The organism is Streptomyces sp. NPDC017448, from assembly GCF_044330565.1.
Taxonomy (GTDB): Bacteria; Actinomycetota; Actinomycetes; order Streptomycetales; family Streptomycetaceae; genus Streptomyces.
In genome coordinates this window covers 117682-135001 of the sequence record NZ_JBIRLM010000022.1, presented here as the reverse complement: position 1 = coordinate 135001, position 17320 = coordinate 117682, and the positions used below count along the sequence as shown (strand labels likewise).

At 70.6% G+C, this 17320-nt stretch carries 12 protein-coding genes; 7 read left to right on the top strand and 5 right to left on the bottom strand.

Annotated elements, in window-relative coordinates; genetic code table 11:
* Window positions 1-837: 837 nt before the first annotated feature.
* From ACH4K1_RS28225 to ACH4K1_RS28215, 3 genes are read right to left on the bottom strand one after another with little or no spacing between them, the layout of a single operon-like run.
* Window positions 838-1410 (bottom strand): transcriptional regulator, encoded by a 573-nt coding sequence (locus ACH4K1_RS28225; protein ID WP_398092397.1) that lies wholly within the window; start codon window positions 1408-1410, stop codon window positions 838-840.
* Window positions 1410-2951 (bottom strand): helix-turn-helix domain-containing protein, encoded by a 1542-nt coding sequence (locus ACH4K1_RS28220; protein ID WP_398092396.1) that lies wholly within the window; start codon window positions 2949-2951, stop codon window positions 1410-1412. Before ACH4K1_RS28220 ends, ACH4K1_RS28225 begins: the two co-directional genes overlap by 1 nt.
* Window positions 2948-3235: a helix-turn-helix domain-containing protein gene (locus ACH4K1_RS28215; RefSeq protein WP_398092395.1), complete on the bottom strand. Its 288-nt coding sequence runs from the start codon at window positions 3233-3235 to the stop codon at window positions 2948-2950. The genes ACH4K1_RS28220 and ACH4K1_RS28215 overlap by 4 nt, the downstream gene beginning before the upstream one ends.
* Before the next feature lie 483 nt (window positions 3236-3718).
* On the opposite strand from ACH4K1_RS28215, the gene ACH4K1_RS28210 reads away from it, so the two are divergent.
* Both ACH4K1_RS28210 and ACH4K1_RS28205 read left to right on the top strand, forming a co-directional pair.
* The gene (locus tag ACH4K1_RS28210; protein ID WP_398092394.1) at window positions 3719-4192 is read left to right on the top strand and encodes a transposase family protein; all 474 of its coding nucleotides are present in this window, start codon (window positions 3719-3721) and stop codon (window positions 4190-4192) included.
* Between the two features lie 96 nt (window positions 4193-4288).
* Window positions 4289-5221: a hypothetical protein gene (locus tag ACH4K1_RS28205; protein WP_398092393.1), complete on the top strand. Its 933-nt coding sequence runs from the start codon at window positions 4289-4291 to the stop codon at window positions 5219-5221.
* Window positions 5222-5623: 402 nt separating this feature from the next.
* Here ACH4K1_RS28205 and ACH4K1_RS28200 read toward each other — a convergent pair whose 3' ends face one another.
* The gene (locus tag ACH4K1_RS28200) at window positions 5624-5953 is read right to left on the bottom strand and encodes an endonuclease domain-containing protein (protein WP_398092401.1); all 330 of its coding nucleotides are present in this window, start codon (window positions 5951-5953) and stop codon (window positions 5624-5626) included.
* Window positions 5954-6042: 89 nt separating this feature from the next.
* Here ACH4K1_RS28200 and ACH4K1_RS28195 point away from each other — a divergent pair, with 89 nt between their 5' ends.
* The 5 genes from ACH4K1_RS28195 to ACH4K1_RS28175 all read left to right on the top strand — a co-directional run bounded on the left by ACH4K1_RS28195 (window position 6043) and on the right by ACH4K1_RS28175 (window position 11193).
* Window positions 6043-6702 carry a maleylpyruvate isomerase family mycothiol-dependent enzyme gene (locus tag ACH4K1_RS28195; RefSeq protein WP_398092392.1) on the top strand — a complete coding sequence of 220 codons (660 nt, stop codon included), beginning with the start codon at window positions 6043-6045 and terminating at the stop codon, window positions 6700-6702.
* 228 nt (window positions 6703-6930) lie between these two features.
* The gene (locus tag ACH4K1_RS28190; protein WP_398092391.1) at window positions 6931-7842 is read left to right on the top strand and encodes an NAD-dependent epimerase/dehydratase family protein; all 912 of its coding nucleotides are present in this window, start codon (window positions 6931-6933) and stop codon (window positions 7840-7842) included.
* Between the two features lie 681 nt (window positions 7843-8523).
* The gene (locus ACH4K1_RS28185; RefSeq protein ID WP_398092390.1) at window positions 8524-9570 is read left to right on the top strand and encodes a carboxymuconolactone decarboxylase family protein; all 1047 of its coding nucleotides are present in this window, start codon (window positions 8524-8526) and stop codon (window positions 9568-9570) included.
* A gap of 73 nt (window positions 9571-9643) precedes the next feature.
* Window positions 9644-10663, top strand: a complete 1020-nt coding sequence (locus ACH4K1_RS28180; protein ID WP_398092389.1) for a methyltransferase — start codon at window positions 9644-9646, stop codon at window positions 10661-10663.
* Window positions 10664-10770: 107 nt separating this feature from the next.
* Window positions 10771-11193: an SgcJ/EcaC family oxidoreductase gene (locus ACH4K1_RS28175; protein WP_398092388.1), complete on the top strand. Its 423-nt coding sequence runs from the start codon at window positions 10771-10773 to the stop codon at window positions 11191-11193.
* A gap of 500 nt (window positions 11194-11693) precedes the next feature.
* On the opposite strand, the gene ACH4K1_RS28170 is transcribed toward ACH4K1_RS28175, so the two are convergent.
* Window positions 11694-16997 (bottom strand): beta-ketoacyl synthase N-terminal-like domain-containing protein, encoded by a 5304-nt coding sequence (locus ACH4K1_RS28170; protein WP_398092387.1) that lies wholly within the window; start codon window positions 16995-16997, stop codon window positions 11694-11696.
* Window positions 16998-17320: the final 323 nt, after the last annotated feature.

The window sequence follows — 17320 nt, the reverse complement described above, 5'->3', positions numbered from 1 at the left end:
GCGCGCGCTTCGCTCCGCGAAGACGACGCGCCGTCGCTACGCGACGGTTACATCGCGATGCTCCGCATCGCTGATGCTGCGTCACTCCGTGACGCAGGCCGGCCGCTTCGCGGCCGGAGCTCGGTTCGCTCCGCGACCCGAGCATACGAGATCCCGCTCCGCGGTCTCTCTCAACGGAGTTCGCTCCGCGAACTCCTGGGCTGGCTACAAGGGCAAGTCTGCTGCTGGGGCTTGCGTAATTTTGACCCTAGCTCATCTCAACTTTCTGAGCCCCTTTCAGTAAAAGGGTTGGGGGCTTCACGCCGGGTCTTTACGGAAATTTTTCCAAGGTGCTTCCTCAAGAGAAGCACGGGAAAAGAATTACGTGGTCTCTGTTTTTCGGAACGCTCCTCTTCGGCAGAGGGAGGACCGGTTTTGCAGAGGTTCAGCTGAATCAACTTGCTTCTTTTTAAGAGAGTTGGCTGTTCCTTTAGAGTGTTCGGATTTTGTAGATCCAAGGGCGGATAGGGGGTGGGCGACGACCGCCACGGGGCCGGTGCTTCGTCCCTCCAGGCTGGTACGGAACTGTGGGTCCTGCCCGTAGGCTTCGTCGCCGGTCGTCCACGGTTCCTCCGCTTCGGCGTCCAGCCCGGTGTTCGGGGCGATGCGCCAGGAGTGCTCAGACAAGCGTAGAGCCGGTGTTCGATCAGCGCCCGTCTCCCGCTGGTGGCGCAAGGGGGGAAGTCACCGGCCTGGGAGTTCTCGATGTGCCGGATGGTGTCGGTGTGTCGTCCATCGAGGTGGTCCTGGGAGTCCGTGCCGGTGGTGCTGCAGGCGGGGTGCCGGCCTGTGGGGGGATCAGGCGGCGAAGCCGATGTTCGTCACGTATTCATACTGGCCCCACTGGCTGCCCAGGTCCGGCAGGACGCCGGTGGTCCAGGCGTCGTCGAGGGCGTGGCTGTCGCCGGTGCTCCAGGCGGTCACGATGGGATCCCAGCGGCGGACGTTGATGTGCCGGTAGTCGAGGGTGCGCCGGTGGGGTGTGGAGACCTGGGTCTGGTCGAGGGGGTGGAGCTCTACCCGGGTGCCGCCGGAGGAGTTGAGACGCTTCAGGAGGTGGCGGGCGACGTTGTGGCGGCGCACCGTGCGGTAGGTCTGTTCGATGCGTTCCAGGTTGGCTTTCGTCGGTTTTTGGGTGCCGGCGAGCCAGGCTTTCAGGGTGCGGTCGGTGACGGTCAGTCCGGCTGCGCGGGCGGCTTTCAGTGTTCTGGGGGATGTCGTCAGGTAGTGGAGGCGTGCGAGGAGGCCGCGTGGGGTGGTGACGGGGGTGATGATGAAGTCGACCAGGTTGTCCAGTCGGTGGGCGACCAGGGTGCTTCCTTTGGTGCCGCGGGCGCCGAATTTTCCGAACTCGTGGTTCCGGTCCGGCATCAGTCTTCCTCTCCTGCCGGGTTCGTGCTGTCGGCGGTGTATTCGTCTTTCACTTTTACTTCGGCAACGCCGCGGCCTTCGGGGAAGACCTTGCGCCAGTCGCCGATGACGTGGAGTTCGTCGGTGCCCATGGCCCGGACGACGGTGAGGCCTTCGTCGTGGGCTTTGAGTGCTTTCATCCAGAGGTTGGCGAAGGCTTGGGAGCGGATGATGTGCATCCAGTCGGGGCGGTAGAGCTCGCGGTTGTAGTTCGATTCTCCCATCGTGGACACGAATTTGGAATACATGGCTTTCACGTATTGGAGTGTCAGTTCGTCGCCGTGTGCGAGGGCGGTGTCGCGGGCGTCCTTAAGGGTGATTCGGAATTTCTCCAGGAGGTTTTCGGTGGCGCCGGAGGTGTAGGACTCGTGGATTTCGGGTGGTTCGCACAGGTCGTGTTTCGGGCTGGACAGGCGCAGGAGGAGGCGCAGGGTGGGTTCGGTGACCCACAGGGGTCCTGGTTCGTCGCGTCGGCCGATCGGGTTGGGCAGCGTTGCGTCGTGTTTCCAGGTGGGTGGGGTGATCAGGTGGACTCCGGCGCGGCGCCGGTCGTGTGGGAAGCCGGTGGAGTGTTCGAGTTGGCCGAGGGGGAGGTGGGTTTTGAGTGCACTCAAGTAGGCGCCGTTGATGTCGAGTGCGGTGATGTGGTGTTTTCCGGGTGGGAGTTGGTGTCGGGTCCACTTGGGGCGGGCTTCCCAGATCTGGTCGGCGCCGCGTGCGGTCTGCTTTTTGAGGATGTCGGGAATCCAGGGGTGGGCGATCAGGTCGTAGCGGGCGCCTTTGCGGGTTTCGTCCAGCAGGCGCATCGCGTCCGGGATGGCGCGCTTCAGTAGGGCGGTGCTCGCGGCTTCGACGTCGCCCTGGTGGTCGGCGAGCACGGTGTGCACTGCTTCGTGGATCAGGTCGGTGGGGCCGGAGGGTTGTTGGAAGGGCCGCTGGTATGAGGTGGGGGGGGTTCGGCTGGTGGGGTGGGGTGGGGGTGTGGTGTGTGGTTCTTGGGTTTGGGCGGAGGGAGCGGTGGGTGGGGGGGTGGGGGTTTCGGCGGGGGTCGTTTGGCAGTCGGAGGGGTCCAGGTGCTGGGTGAATCCCGCTACGCGTTGTTCGGCGGGGTGGTTGCACAGTACGCATGGCTCGGGCAGGGCGAGGGTTTCCACCTCGTCCTGGTCGTGTTCGGGTGGGGGTGCGGGGGTGGGGGGTGTTGTGGCAGCGCTTGACGTCGTGGGTTGTTGAGTGGCTGGGTCCGCGGGGGTCTCGGTCGTGGGGGTGAGTTTGGTGTTCAGTCCGTCCAGGAGGTAGGCGTACTTGGTGCGGGCTTCGCCGGTGGGGTCGCGATCGTTCTCCCATCCGCTGAGGGTGGCGGGGCTGATGCCGAGGGCGCGTGCTACTTGTGCTTTGGTCAGCTGGGCGCGTTCGCGCAGTTCGCGGCGTGCGTGGTGGGGTGGGAGGGGGGTTTGCGGGCCGACGGTGTGGAGCAGGGAGTCGATCGTGTCGAAGTCGCTCACCGGCTCGTCTCCTTTGCCTGGGCGGGGGTGGGGCGGCGGCGGGCGGTGGGCAGTGCCTCGCATGCTCGGGTCGGGCCCGCGAGCAGGTCCAGGGCTCCGATGCCGTAGTGCTCGGCCAGGAGGTCGACGTCGTGCAGGCTCCATGAGGCGGTGCCTGTCTGTCGGCGTGATACCTGTGTCTGTGTCAGTCCCAGTACGGTCGCGACCGACCGTTGCGAGTCGCCGGTCGCCTGCATCAGGGCGGCCACCGTCAGGCGCAGTGATTCCTCCAAGGTCAATGCCATGGTCTGATTCTACCCAAGGTGATGCGTTTTTCGCATGATGATTAGCTTATTGCTATCGATGGTGGGGGATCGCGTGTCCTTTGTGGGCTGAAGGCCTTTGTCACGGTGGTCTTGGGGGGCTCCCCGACTACGCGTCGTCTTCCGACTCGGGTGCCTGCCCCTGGGCGGTAGGCACGGTCTGGCCTCGGCAGCGGCGGGGGCGTCGGCACGCGGCTTCTTGTCGGTCGTCCCGCACGAGTCCTTCCTCGAAAGCGGTGGAAAGAATGTGCTCGGTCTCCTCATGCGTGAGCCGAAACGCCCGCAGAGCTCGTGCCTTGGATGGTGCAGTCGTAGTCGGCGTCGTGGCTTTGTTCACGAGTTTGGGGTCTGGTCCAACTTCTGTGGTGTGTCTACTCCCTGTGACCGTTGATCTTGCTGGTAGATCTCGCGAGATCGTATGGAGACTGCTGGTGCCGACGACGTCCGGGCTGATGGTTCTGTGCTGTGCGCGAGGTACTACTCCGGCTGGAAGGGCTGCTCTTCCTGGCGGATCCGGGGATCAGGGTGGGGTCAGTGCAGGGCGGTGGCGAGGTGGTTCGGGTCGGTGTCAGATGCCGGACGGCTGGGGCTCGGTGCCCGGGTTGTGGGAGCTGGTCGGGGCGGGTGCACGGCTCCTACCTGCGGTTTCCAGCTGCCCTCCCCGTGGCGGGACGGCGGGTGGTGGTGCGGCTCCGTGTCCGGCGCTTCACGTGTGAGGACGTCTCCTGCGGGCGCCGGACGTTCGTCGAGCAGGTCGCGGGCCTGTCTCGGCGATACAGTCGGCGGACCGAACGCATGCGGTCAGTCCTGGCCGAGGTCGGCCTCGTGTTGGCCGGCCGTGCCGGTGCCAGGCTGGCCGACGTCTTCGGGGCGAGGGTCAGCCGGAGTGCGGTCCTGCGGCTGACGGAGTGGGGAGCTTCAACGAGCACCCGCGCGTGATTCCGGCCGAAGCCACCGGCTCGTGGAGTGGGGAGGATCGTGTCGGACGGCCAAGGGCGCCATCGGGTCAACCGCAGCGGCGTCTAGGCTCTCGGCATGCAGCGCAGCGATGTCACGAGGGACGACGGCGCGTGGGTGGGTCTTTCCCTGGACGTGAAGGGCCGGCACCAGCCGGGGCTGTGCGTGTTCCGTGCCGGCCCGCAACTGCTGGTCTCCCAGCTGTCGCGGCCCGTGCTGCTCGCTGTGGTCGACGAGCAGCTCCAGGGCGTGGACTTCTGGCGCACCGACGCGTACCGCTCCTTCGTCCCGCCGTTGCGCGCCGATGTGGCGCGAGCCCTGGCGGGCAGCCCGGAACGGTGGGCTCACCGCTTTGCGCAGTACCTCATTGATTCGCCGGGTAGCCCGTTGCACGAGGGCCGGTGGCTGCTCTCCTGCGAGAGTCCGCTCCGGCGCTGGCGTCACGCTGACGCTTCGCACGCCGAGTACTGGGGCTCGATGCTCGTCGACGGCCATCCGGACGGATACATTGACTGGTTCTTCCATTCTCATTCGTGGGAGGTCCTTCCGCTGCGGCCCATGCCCAGTGCCGACGACAGCCGGGTCAAGGCGTACCGCAAGCAGGCCCGTGAAGGGACGCTCCCGCCGGTCTTGTTGTGGTGGGTCAGCGGCCTGGACTGCCATCTGATCCTGGACGGGCACGCGCGCCTTGCCGCGGCGATCGCCGAATCCGTCGAGCCGCCGCTGCTGCAGTTGCACCGTACGGTGCCGAGCGATGACGTGGCCGAACGCACCGCTCAGGCCGTGGGCTTCTACGAAGACGAACTGGCACGCTTTGCCGAACTCCGAGCCGTCCACGGCCCCACCGTCCCAGACGGCGCCGCCACCGCGGGTCCACAGCTTGTCCGCCTTCTCCGTGACCTGAACACCGCGGAACAACCGACCTGGGCTTGGCCCCTGCCTGGCGGAGAGGATCAGTGGCATCACGTCGCACGCGAGGTGACAGCCGGCCAGGACTGGCCCCCTGTCTGAGCCCTGTGGAGTTTCTCCCGCTGACCGTCACGTCCGGATGTAACGCTGTACCGCCAGGAGCGCGCACACCCCGATGAAAGGCTGTCTCCCAGGCACGAGCTCCCACACGTGGGCGGGCTGTGGCGCAAGCCGCCCTCGGCAGGCGGCGTGTGGCCGGGTCGACCACACCGCCCCTGGAGCCGGCCGGCTGCGAGCGACGTGGGGAGATCCATCGAGCAGGTCTGGGGCCGCCCCCGAGCAGGGGGCGGGATTTTCGAAGAGCCCCATCACCGGCGGGTTACAGAGCGTGAGAGCTCTACAGAAGTTGGACCAGAACCCGATCTCGTGGACACAGCCAGGCGTCGGTTTCCTCGACGCCCACGTGCATGTGCAGGGGCCAGTCGTATCCCTGGGCGCCCCGGGTCAGGTGCAGATGGCGGCGTAGCGCGGCAAGCCGGTGGTGGGGCGGCAACTGCGCCGGGCGCGGCAGCCGTCACAGGGCAACAGGTGCTGCAGGCTGCCCGGTCGGGCCCGGGGCTCCTTGCCTTGTCCTTCCATCGTGTTGCAGCTGCCGGACAGGGAGCCGCGGATCAGGCTGTGGTGATGGCAGTGGTCCCCGTCGGTTGCCGGGCGGGTCGTCTCGCATGCCGCGCACAGGGAGTCGGCTGCGCGGGGGCCGTGTTCACGAAGGCGGGCAGGTGGCCGTTGCGCCGGGCGGGGCGGCCCGGGTCGGGGCGCCGGGGGCGTGGGGATTCAGGGCGGGGGTAGCCGTGCCCTGCCGGACGCACTCCTTCCGGACAGGGATGATGGGGGTCAAGATCCGTGACAGGAGAGCTGCCTACATGACTGATGCGAAGATGACAGCAGAGTATGCCCGTGGGACCGGTGCCTGGCCTTCGATCCACGCCGAGCGGGCGGCGCTGGCGGCCGATCTGGAAGGTCTGAGAGACGATCAGTGGGCGACGCCCTCCTTGTGCTCCGGTCTGACGGTGCGTGAGGTGCTGGCCCATCTCACCGCGAGCGCCAGCCTGAACACCGCGCGTTGGCTGGTGGGGGTGGTTCGCTGCCGGTTCGACTTCGACAAGCAGGTGGCCATGAGGCTGGCCGAGCAGGTGGGAGCGACTCCGGGCGAGGCCCTGGAGCGGTTTCGGCGCATCGTTGCGAGCAGGACCAAACCTGCTCTGCCCGCCATCGCGGTGCTGGGCGAGACGGTCGTGCACGGAGAGGACATCCGGCGTCCTCTGGGCATCCGTCATGACTACCCGATCGAAGTCCTCACGCAGGTGGCCGAGTACTACCGGGGGACGGATCTCGTGGTGGTCGCCAAGGGGCGTGTCGGGGGGCTGCGGCTCGTCGCGGAGGACGGGCCGTTCACGAACGGTTCCGGACTGCTCGTCTCCGGGCCCACCCTGGCGTTGGTGATGGCCATGACGGGGCGCGCGGCGTATTGCGACGAACTCGAGGGCGAGGGCGTGGAACTGCTGCGCAGCCGCTGCGGGTAGGCGTGGGCTGAGGTCGCGGGCGTCGTCGGACGGTTGCGGGCGGGGGCGGGCGGCGCCACGGTGCCCGAGGGTGTCGTGGCGGGGCCTGTGAGTCGGGGCGGGCCGGGTGTGCCGGGCCCGGCCGGCCGCCGGGTGTCCGGGAGTTGGGCGGATACTGGCCGGGAGATGGGCCGGGTCGGCGTCCGGGTTTCCCGGGGGGCTCTGCCGCTTCGAGGAGGGGGCCACCGCATGCGCGTTCTCGTTCTGGGTCATACCGGTTATCTCGGGGGGCAGGTGGCGGCGCGGTTCGCTTCGCTGCCCGGGGTGCGGGTCATCGGGGGCGGCCGGTCGGCCGGGGCCGAGGTGCCGGTCGATCTGGCGTCGGACTCCGTGGAGGGGCTGGCCGGGAGGCTGGCCTCGGTTGCGGTCGATGCCGTCGTCAACTGTGCCGGGGTGACCGGCGGCGACCCGGTGAGGCTGGCGGAGGTCAACGCCCGCGGTCCGGCGGTGCTCTGTGCGGCGCTGGCGCGGGCGTGTCCCACTGTCCGTCTGGTCCATCTGGGGTCGGCCGCCGAGTACGGTCCCTCTACGGTCCGGGTTCCCGTGTCGGAGTCGGCGGCCGCCTGTCCGGTGACCGTCTACGGGGCGACGAAGCTGGCCGGCACGGTGGCGGTGTCCGCGTCGGGGTTGGACGCGGTGGTTTTGCGGGTCGGCAATCCGGTGGGGGCCGGTGCGCCGGTGTCGGGGCTGCCCGGCCGGGTAGCCGCCCTGCTGCGGGGGGCGGGGGGCGGGGCCGGGGCGGTGGTGCGGTTGGGTGATCTGTCGGCGTACCGGGACTTCGTCGACGTGCGTGACGTGGCCCGGGCGGTGGAGGGTGCGGTGGGCGCTTCCGGTCCGCTGCCGCCCGTGCTCAACGTGGGTGGCGGGGAGGCCGTCCTGGTGCGTGATCTGGTGCGGCGTCTGGCCGACATCGCCGGTTTCCGGGGGCGGGTCGTGGAGCAGGGCGCCGGTGGGGCCCGGTCCGCGCCGGTGTCCTGGCAGTGCTCGGACGTCTCCGCCGCTGCCGAGGTCCTCGGCTGGCGGCCCACGTATGCGCTCGAGCGGTCGCTGGCCGCGCTGTGGGCGGGCGGTGCGCGGCCCGGGGGTGAGGGCCCGGTGTGAGTGAGGGGGGCGGGGGGTGTGCAGCTGCGCACGTGGGGAGAGGCGCCGGTCGGCGGGAGCGGCCGAGAATGTTCCTCGGCGGCCAGGGGTCTTCCGGCCCGGGCACGCTTCCGTGCGGGTAGCGCGGGTCCGCGTCATGCCCGTGGTGCTCGCTCGTGCGGAGGTCCGGCTGCCGCCACGGCGAGGGAGGCGGAGCATGAACTACATCCCCCTGTTGGATTCTCCACCGAGGAACGCTCTGGCCGGCCGGCGCCGCGGAGCGTCCTCGCAGTGTCGTGGCGGGGGGCCGGCGGTGGCGTCTGTCGGCGGGTACACGGCTGATTCCGCGCGCCTGGCCGCTGCGGCTTTGTTGCGTCTTTTCCTGGACCACGGCGTCCTCGGCTTCGGTTCGGTAGGCCCGCAGGACCTGGGGCCCGGTGCCGAGGACGGGCGCGGGGGGCGGGGCGGGGAGGAGTCTGCGGCCGCGGTGGCCGGGGCGCCGGTGGCGGGGGGCGCAGCGGTGAGGAGTGCGTCCTCCTCGCTTCTGCGGCGGCGGCGTCGCCGTGTCCGGTTGGCGAGGAGGGGGGTCGCGGCCGGTGGGGGGCGGGCGGGGCGGGGCGGTGGCGGCCGGTATGTGAGCAGCGCCGCGTCCTGGCGGGCGGTCCCGGGTTTCGGGGCCGTCGTGGGCGGTGGGGAGGGGGAATGCTGAGAGCCGTGGTGCGGGGGCTGTTGAGGGACTCCTCGCGGCAGGTGCGGTATGTCGATGTCGTGGAGCGGCGTGCGGCCGGCGGGCTGGTCGCGGCTGTGTACGCGCAGTGCGAGCGGGATTTCGGTGTGGTGGCTCCGCCGCTTGCTCTGCACTCCGCGGCGGCCGTACCGCTGGCCGCCGGTTGGCTGCTGCTGCGGGAGACGCTGCTGGCGGGGCGGGGTGTGGAGCGTGCTGTGAAGGAAGCGGTGGCCATCGCCGTTTCCCGGGCCAACCGGTGTCCTTACTGTGTGGAGGTCCACGGGGCGAAGCTGGACACCCTGCGCCTGCCGGCGGCGGGGGGTGGGGAGATCGCGGCGTGGGTGCAGGCGGTCGGGGTTCCCGGGGGTTCTCGTCCCCCCTCCCCCGGGGTGCTGGCCCCGGCGCAGGTCGCGGAGCTCTTCGGTGTGGCGGTCGCCTTCCATTATCTGAACCGTATGGTCAGCGTGTTTTTGGAGGATTCGCCTGTGCCTGAGCGGGTTCCGGGGCGTGTTCGGGGGGTGGCCATGCGGGCCGTCGCCCGGGGCATGGTGCCCGCCGGCCGCGGCCCTCTGGCACCTGGTGCGTCCCTGGATCTCCTGCCTCCGGCCCCCCTGCTTCCCGCCCTGGCGTGGGCCGAAGCGAGTCCGACGGTGGCCGCGTCCCTGGCCCGTGCGGCGCGGGCGGTGGACGAGGCGGCGTGCTGGGTTCCCCTGCGGGTGCGTGAGGGGCTTCGCGGGCGGCTGGCGCAGTGGGACGGGAAGCCCGTGGGGCCCAGCCGTGCGTGGCTGGACGAGGCGGCGGGAGGGTACTCCCCGGCGGAGGCTCCGGTCGCCCGGCTGGTGCTCCTGGCGGCCTTCGCGCCGTACCAGGTGGTGGAAGCCGATGTGCGTGCCTTCCGCGAGGGGCATCCCTCCGACAGGGAGCTGGTCGAGGCCGTCTCCTGGGCGGCGTTGACCACAGCGCTGCATATCGGCGCCGGTTTTCCGCGTTCCGGCGGGGCGGGGGCGGGCCCCGTCCCGTGAGTGGGGGCGGGGTGCTGTGAGGGGTCGGGGAGGAAGAGAGGGCGGGCTGGTGCCACCGGATGAAGGAGCGGGTGTGGGTAGAGGCAGTGCACGTATCGGGTTGAGGGCGCTGGCCGATCTGGCGACTCCGATGGCGGTCCGCGTGGCGGCCACGTTGCGGGTCGCCGATCACATAGCGGCCGGGCGCCGTACCGCCGGGGAGATCGCCTCCGCGGCCGGTGCGCATGCGGATTCTTTGGACAGGCTGCTGCGCCATTTGGTGGCCGTGGGTCTGTTCACCAGGGATGGCGGGGGTCTTTACGGTCTGACGGAGTTCGGCGAGCAGTTGCGCGACGACCACGCCGGTGGGAGGCGCAAGTGGCTGGACATGGACAGTGCCGTGGGGCGGGGTGATCTCGCTTTCGTCGAGCTGGCTCACAGCGTCCGCTCGGGGCAGCCTGCCTACCCGGTGCGTTACGGGGCGTCCTTCTGGGAGGACCTGGCCGGTGATCCGGTGCTCTCGGCGTCCTTCGACGCCTTGATGAGCCATCACCTGGAGCTCGACTACCGCGGCATGGCGGCCGCGTACGACTGGGCCGGTCTCTCGCACGTCGTCGACGTGGGCGGGGGCAGCGGCGGGTTGCTCAGTGCGCTGCTGACGGCCCATGAGGGTCTGTCGGGAACCGTGGTGGATCTGCGGGGTCCGGCGGCGGCGGCGCACCGGAGGTTCCTGGAGGCGGGGTTGGCCTCCCGGGCGCGGGTGGAGGTGGGCAGCTTCTTCGACCCGTTGCCGGCGGGTGCCGGCGGGTATGTGCTGTCGGCCGTCCTCCATGACTGGGACGACCGGTCCGCGGTGGCGATCTTGAAGCGGTGTGCGCAGGCCGCCGGTGGCGGGGGCGTCGTGCTCGTCGTGGAGGCCGTCGCCGCGGAGGAGGATGCCGGCACCGGTATGGACCTGCGCATGCTCACCTACTTCGGCGGCCGGGAGCGGAGCCTTGCCGAGCTGGGCGAACTCGCCGGCCGGGCGGGTCTCGCCGTACGGGCGGTCCACCCGGTCGGCTATGTCTCGATCGTGGAGATGGCCGTGGTGGGGTCTGCGTCCGGGAGCGGGTGAGCGTCTGCCGGCCCAGTCCGCAATCCGGGATATTTCCGGTGGTGGAGCGTGGCGGCAGGATGCGAGGAGAACCCGTGCATCACCCTTTTACGGAAATGGGAGTGGAAATGAGTTCTGGCTCTTCGGCACCTGCGAGCGACCGGGACATGGCGGCGGTGGCCGATGTCCCCCGGCGCATGATGGAGGCGTGGGCGTCCCAGGACGCCTCTGCTTTCGCGAGTCTTTTCGCCAAGGACGGGACCATGGTGCTTCCCGGTGACGTCTTCCGGAAGGGAGTCGAGGGAATCCGGGAGTTCATGGCCGAGTCCTATGCCGGTCCGTACAAGGGCACGTCGGTCTTCGGGGTGCCCATCGACGTCAGGTTCACCGGTCGTGACACGGCGATCCTGGTCACTCAGGGAGGGGTCATGGCTGCCGGGGAGGACGCGGTCGCCCCCGAGAAGGAGATCCGGGCCACCTGGGTTCTCGGCAAGCGGGACGGTGTGTGGCTCATCGACGCCTACCACAACAGTCCCGTGCGTCTGCCGTGACCTCTGCCGTCCTTGGGGAGTCCTTCGCACCGGGGCGCTGAAGCCGGGCCGGCGCCGTCGGCCGGGTGGCGGTCGGGGGCTTGTGCGCTCCCCCGTACGGTCCCTGTCCGCCTGTTGTGAGAGGCCCTTGGGGCCGGACCCTCGGGTTCGGCCCCAAGGGTCTTTCTGTGTGCCCGCTCGCGGCGGGACGGGGCGGGGCGGGCCGGGGGGGGTGCCGGTGCGTCTCCGGGCGGGCTCGTGCCGCCCCTGCCGCTCCTGCCGTCCGGGACGTCCGGGACGTCCGGGACGTGGCGTGGTGCGGTGGGGTGCGGGCGGTGTGGGTGGTGGCCCGTTGAGCCGGCTGCCCGTGTGTTCTCTCCCCCGGCGGGTGTGCGGGGCCGGGGGCCCGCGGGGGCCCCGGGGAGGGCCGGGTGTGGAGCGCCCGTGGGCGCCGTCCTGGAGGACGGCGCCCACGGGCGGGGGTGGTGCGGCGGCGAGGGGGCGGCCCCTGCCGCCGGGTCCTACCCGGCGGCGGCCGGCACGGCCGGGTCCTGGTGGCCCTGGGGGTCCGGACGCAGGCTGTCGCAGACGTGTTCGGAGAGGGCCGCCACCGTCGGCTTCGCCCACAGGATCGTGGGCGGGAGCTCGATGCCGTAGCGGTGCTGCAGGCGCACGCGGAGGGCGACCGTCATGACGGAGTCGACTCCGAGCTCGACGAGAGGTCGCTTGATCTCCACTTCGGCGGGGTCGAAGTTGAGTACTCCGGCCACCTGTTCGCGTACATCGGCGGTGATCTTCTCGCGTGCCTCCTGTTCGGGGAGGCCTTCGAGGGTGGTGGTGAAGAGCTGGTCGCCCGCGGGGCCGTCCGTTTCGCCGGAGACGGGCAGGTCCCGGAACATCGGCAGGCGCGGTGTGTGCGCGGGGGTCGCCACCACCCGCAGGACGGCCTGGTAGTCGGAGTGGAAGCGGTCGCCGAAGGACCACGCGCCGAACGCCTCGGAGGCGGAGACGGCTTCCAGGCCGCGTGAGTTGGCTTCGAACATGGTGGTGTCGATGTCCGAGGACATGCCCAGTCCCCGCCATGCCGTCCAGCCCAGGCTGATGGTCTCGGTGTGCTCCTGGGCGTTGCGGTGGGTGGCGAGGGTGTCCAGGAAGGAGTTGGCTGCGGCGTAACTGGCCTGGCCCGACAGCCGGGCGAACTGGCCGCAGGAGGAGAACAGGACGAAGAAGTCGAGGTCGCCGGGGGGGAAGAGGCGGTGCAGCACCATGGCGCCGCGGACCTTGGGGGCCATCACCTCGCGCAGTCCCTCGAGGTCGGTCTTGTCCACTAGGGCGCTGTTCACGACGCCGGCGGCGTGCACGACTCCCCGTACGGGGGGAAGGCCGAGGGCTCCGGGGGCGAGGGCCGCCGCCACCTGGTCGCCGTCGGTGATGTCGAGTTCGAGTACCCGGACGGTGACGCCGAGTGCCTCCAGTGCCAGTACGCCGTCGATCCTGCGCCGGGTCTCGGCGTCGGTGACGGCGGCCCACCGGGTGCGGTCGGGCAGGCCGCGGCGGCTGACGAGCAGGAGCCGGCGGGCGCCCCGGTCCACCAGCCATCTGGCGACCTCCAGGCCCAGGGCGCCCAGGCCGCCGGTGATCAGGATCGTGCCCGAGGGCGAGCACTGCAGGGGCGTGCCGTCCGCTCGGCGGTCGATGCGGCTCAGCCGGGCGGCCTCGACTCCCTCGTCCGTGAGGGAGATGACGTCCTCCGAACCGGCGGCGTCCTCCAGCAGGGCGGCCAGGCGTGGGCCGGTTTCCCGGGCCGATGTGCTGATGTCGACGGCGCCGCCCCACAGTTCGGGGTGGTCGCCCGCGACGATGCGTGCCAGGCCCCACAGCGGGCCGTGGGCCACCGACCGTTCGTCACGGGCCCGGCGGGCGTCGGAGGTCAGGCACCACACCCGTTGTGCTGCCGCGTCCCCGGCAAGGTCGGCCCGGAGCTCGGCGACGCGTCGCACGGTCCGCAGGAGCAGCCATGAAACCCGTTCGGCTTCCTCCTCGGGGGGTGTGTCCGGGCCGGGCAGGGCGGGTGCGACGATCACCGCGCCGGGCCGGGTGAACAGGTCGGGCCGCAGCCCCGTCTCCGGGGAGTCGCCGGCCTGCAGGCAGGTGATGCCGGTCTGGTGGAGTTGTTCGGCCAGGGGGGCGGTGGTCCGGGGATCCCCGATGAGGATCACCTGTTCGAGGGAGGGGTCTGTGGTTTTCCGGTGGTCGTCCGGGTTCCAGGGGCGCCACACGATCTCGTGCACCAGTTCGCTGGGCAGGACGGCGGTGCCGAGGTGTTCGACGGCTGCGAAGCGCAGTCCGGTGACCTCGCAGACGACGTCGCCCCGTTCGTCGGCGACCCGTACGTCGACCGTGTCGTGCGGGGAGCGGGGGGAGCGTGTGCTGTGGACGGTGAGTCGGGCGGGGGGTTGGCCCTTCCACGTCACCTGCTCGATGGAGCGGGACATCCACAGCACGGTGGCGTCGCCCGGGGAGACCACCATGGCGCTGATGGTCAGGGCGCCGTCGATGACGTGGGCCCAGCTGGTCGCCCGGTGGGCGGGCGGGGGTTCGATCTGCAGGACGGCGAGTTGTTCGTGTTCGTCGTGGCGCAGTTCCTCCAGGTCCCAGGGGAAGGCGTAGCCTTCGACGCCCATGCGGGCGAACATCTCGTCGGCCCGGGTGAGCGATCCTTCGGGGAGGCGGGAGCGGATGGCCCGTGTCTCCAGGCGTCCGCCGGGGGGGCGGGTTGCGGGGGTGGCGGTGGCCGTGGTGTGGGTGATCCATTCGCTGCCGTCGGCGGCGGCGGTGTCGTCGGCCAGGCGGGTGGCGAGCGAGAGCGACCGGCCTTCGCGTACGACCTGGACCACGCGGGGCGGTTCCACCGCCAGGGGCGTGCGCAGCACGATGTCCGTCAGGCAGGGGGGTCCGTCCTCCTGCACGGCTGCGGCGAAGGTGTTGATGATGGAGGCGGCGGGGGTGACTTCGACGCCGACGAGGCCGTGGCTTTGGGGGTAGGGCCGGCTGTCCATGTCGAGGCGGGTCTGCCACACCTGTCTGGCCGGGGAGCCGCTGACGGTCATCCGTCCGCCGAGCAGGCTGTGGGTTTCGGGGTCGTGTCCGCGGCCCGGGCCCGTGTCGGTGGCGGTGGTGGGGAAGATCCAGTAGGGCCGGTGCTGCCACACGGCTGCCGGGAGTTCCACCAGGGCGCCGTCGGTGTGGTGGCGTGTCCAGTCGACGGCGGTGCCGTGGCAGTGCAGTTCGGCGAGGTTCTCCAGCAGGGTCGTCTGCTCGTCGGTGTTGCGCCGCAGGGTTGCGGTGACCGCGGCGTCCTCGATGCCCAGCTCCAGGAGGGTTTCGCTGACCGAATGGGCCACCACCGGGTGGGTGGAGATCTCGAGGAACAGTCGGTGGCCGTCCTCGCCCGCGGCGCGTACGGCCTGGGTGAAGCGGACCGGGTTGCGCAGGTTCGCCGTCCAGTAGCCGCTGTCGCGCAGGGCGGTGGAGCGGGGGTCGGTCAGGGCGGTGGTGTAGAGGGGGGTGGTGGGGGGGCGGGGGGTGAGGGTGTGGGCGGCTGCCTCGATGTCGTCGATCACTTCTTCGACGTGGGCGCTGTGGAAGGCGATGTCGGAGTCGACGGTCCGCGTCCATATGTCCGTCGCCGGCCATTCCTGGGCGATGCGCAGGATCGCCGGGCGGTCGCCGGACAGGACGGTGGAGTGCGGGCCGGCGGCGATGGCGGCTTCCACGTCTCCTCGGCCTTCCAGCCGCAGGGCCGCTTCTTCGAAGGGGAGGCCGACCATGACCATCGCGCCGCGTCCGTCGAGCCGCTGGAGTGCCGCGGCGCGGCGGCAGGCGAAGCGGGCGGCTTCTTCGCGGTCGAGGGTGCCGGCCACCACGGCGGCGGCGATCTCGCCGACGGAGTGTCCGATGACCGCGGCCGGCCGTATGCCCTTGGCGTGCCAGAGGTCGGCGAGGCCGATCTGGACGGCGAAGGTCAGGGCCTGGACGTGGGCGGCGGTCCAGGGTCCGCCCTGGGTGATCGCTTCGGTGGGGGTCCAGCCGAGTTCGTCGCGGAACACTTCGCCCAGGGCGTCGAGGGCGGTGGCGAAGACCGGTTCGCTCTCCAGTAGGCGGCGGCCCATGCCGGTCCATTGGGCGCCGTGTCCGGAGAAGATCCAGACGGCGTCGTCGGCGCGTTCGGCGCCGGTGCGCGCCGATGCGGTGCCGGGGCCATTGTGGGCCTGGGCGACCTCGCGCAGCCGGTCGGCGAGCTGGTGGGCGGAGTCCGCGACGACGGTGGCCCGCTGGGCGAGGTGGGAGCGGCGTCGGGTCAGGGTGTGTCCGATGGAGGGCAGGGGGGTGTCGGGGTGCGCGGCCAGCCAGTGGGCGGTCGCGGCCGCCAGGGCGCGCAGTCCCGCTTCGGAGGCGGCCGAGATCGGGAAGAGGGCGGGGGTCGCGGTGGCGGCGGGGGCGGGGGGCGGGGTCGCCGGGGTGGGGCTCTCCTCCAGGATGACGTGGGAGATGGTGCCTCCGACGCCGTAGCTGGAGACTCCGGCGCGTCGGGGCTGTTGGCGGGAGGGCCACTGCTGTACCTGTTTGACCAGGCGTATTCCCCAGGCGTCCCAGTCGACGTCGGTGCGGGGCCGGTCGTGGAGGGTGGGGGGGATCAGTTCGTTCCTCAGGGCGAGGACGGTCTTGATCACGCCGGTGATGCCCGAGCCTCCCTCGACGTGGCCGACGTTGGGTTTCACCGATCCGATCAGGCAGGGGGCGTGGGGGGGCCGGTCCGTTCCGAAGACCTTGGCGAGGGCGGTGATCTCCTCCCGGTCGCCGGTGGGGGTTCCCGTGCCGTGCGCCTCGACGTAGTCCACGGTGGCCGGGTCCACTCCCGCCCGGTGGTACGCCTGGCGCAGCATGTGCTCCTGGGCGTCCCCGTCGGGGGCCATCATGCCGTCGGAGCGGCCGTCCTGGAAGACGCCGCTGCCGCGGACGACGGCGAGGACGGGGTCGTTGTCGCGCTGTGCGTCGGAGAGCCTCTTGAGGACGAGGACTCCTGCTCCCTCGCCGCGGCCGTAGCCGTCGGCGTCCTCGTCGAAGGCCTTGCTGCGGCCGTCGGGGGACATGGCTCCGGCGTCGTGGAGGGCGACGTTGAGGGAGGGGGTGGACATGATGTTGAGGCCGCCGACGATCGCCAGGGGTGTCTCCCCGGTCAACAGGCTCTGGCGGGCGAGGTGGAGGGCGGTGAGCGCTCCGGCGCAGGCGGTGTCGACCGCCATGCTCGGTCCGTGGAGGTCCAGGAAGTAGGAGACGCGGTTGGCGATGCCGTACAGCGTCGTGCCGTTCACCGCGTAGGCGCCGGTGCGCGGTAGGTCTTCCAGTAGTCGCCTGCCGTAGTCGTTGGAGTTCGCGGCGGCGTACACGCCGGTGTCGGTGCCGCGCAGCGACAGCGGGGGGATGCCGGCGTGGGCGAGTGCTTCCCAGGTGAGTTCGAGCATGAAGCGCTGCTGGGGGTCCAGGAAGTCGGCTTCCCGGGGTGAGATGGAGAAGAAGTCGGCGTCGAAGCCCTCGATGTCGTCGAGGAAGGCGCCGCGGCGAACGGTGTCGCGCAGGGCGGCGGTCGCCTGGGGGCTGCTCGATGCGTAGGGCTCCCACCGTTTGGCGGGCATGTCGCCGACCGTGCTCCTGCCCTGGAGGAGGAAGTCCCAGAACTTGTCCGGCGAGTCGAGATCCGGGGCATACCTGCAACTCATACCGATGATGGCGATTGCTTCGTCGGGTGCTGCGTACTGCGTCAAGTCCTCGCTCCTGTTCAGTTCACCGAACGGACACGACACGAATCAGGGCCGCCGATGGCCTCGTCCGGCAGCCGTGTCTGCGGAGGCGTTCCGCCCCGCTGCCTCTGCTCGGGAAGCACTCACGCGAGGGCGAGCCGTCCCCATGAGCGACAGATTCGGCCCGGTCGTGAGGTGTGGACAACTTCTGGTGTGCGGCCTGCGAGGGGGCCCTGAGCACGCGGTGGGATTCCGCAATCGGTGAGAGGCCCGGGGGGCCGGGGGCTCCCTAGGCTCCCGGGCAGGGGTTCAGTGCTCGTGCCGGGTGCGTACCGGTTTCGGTGGCC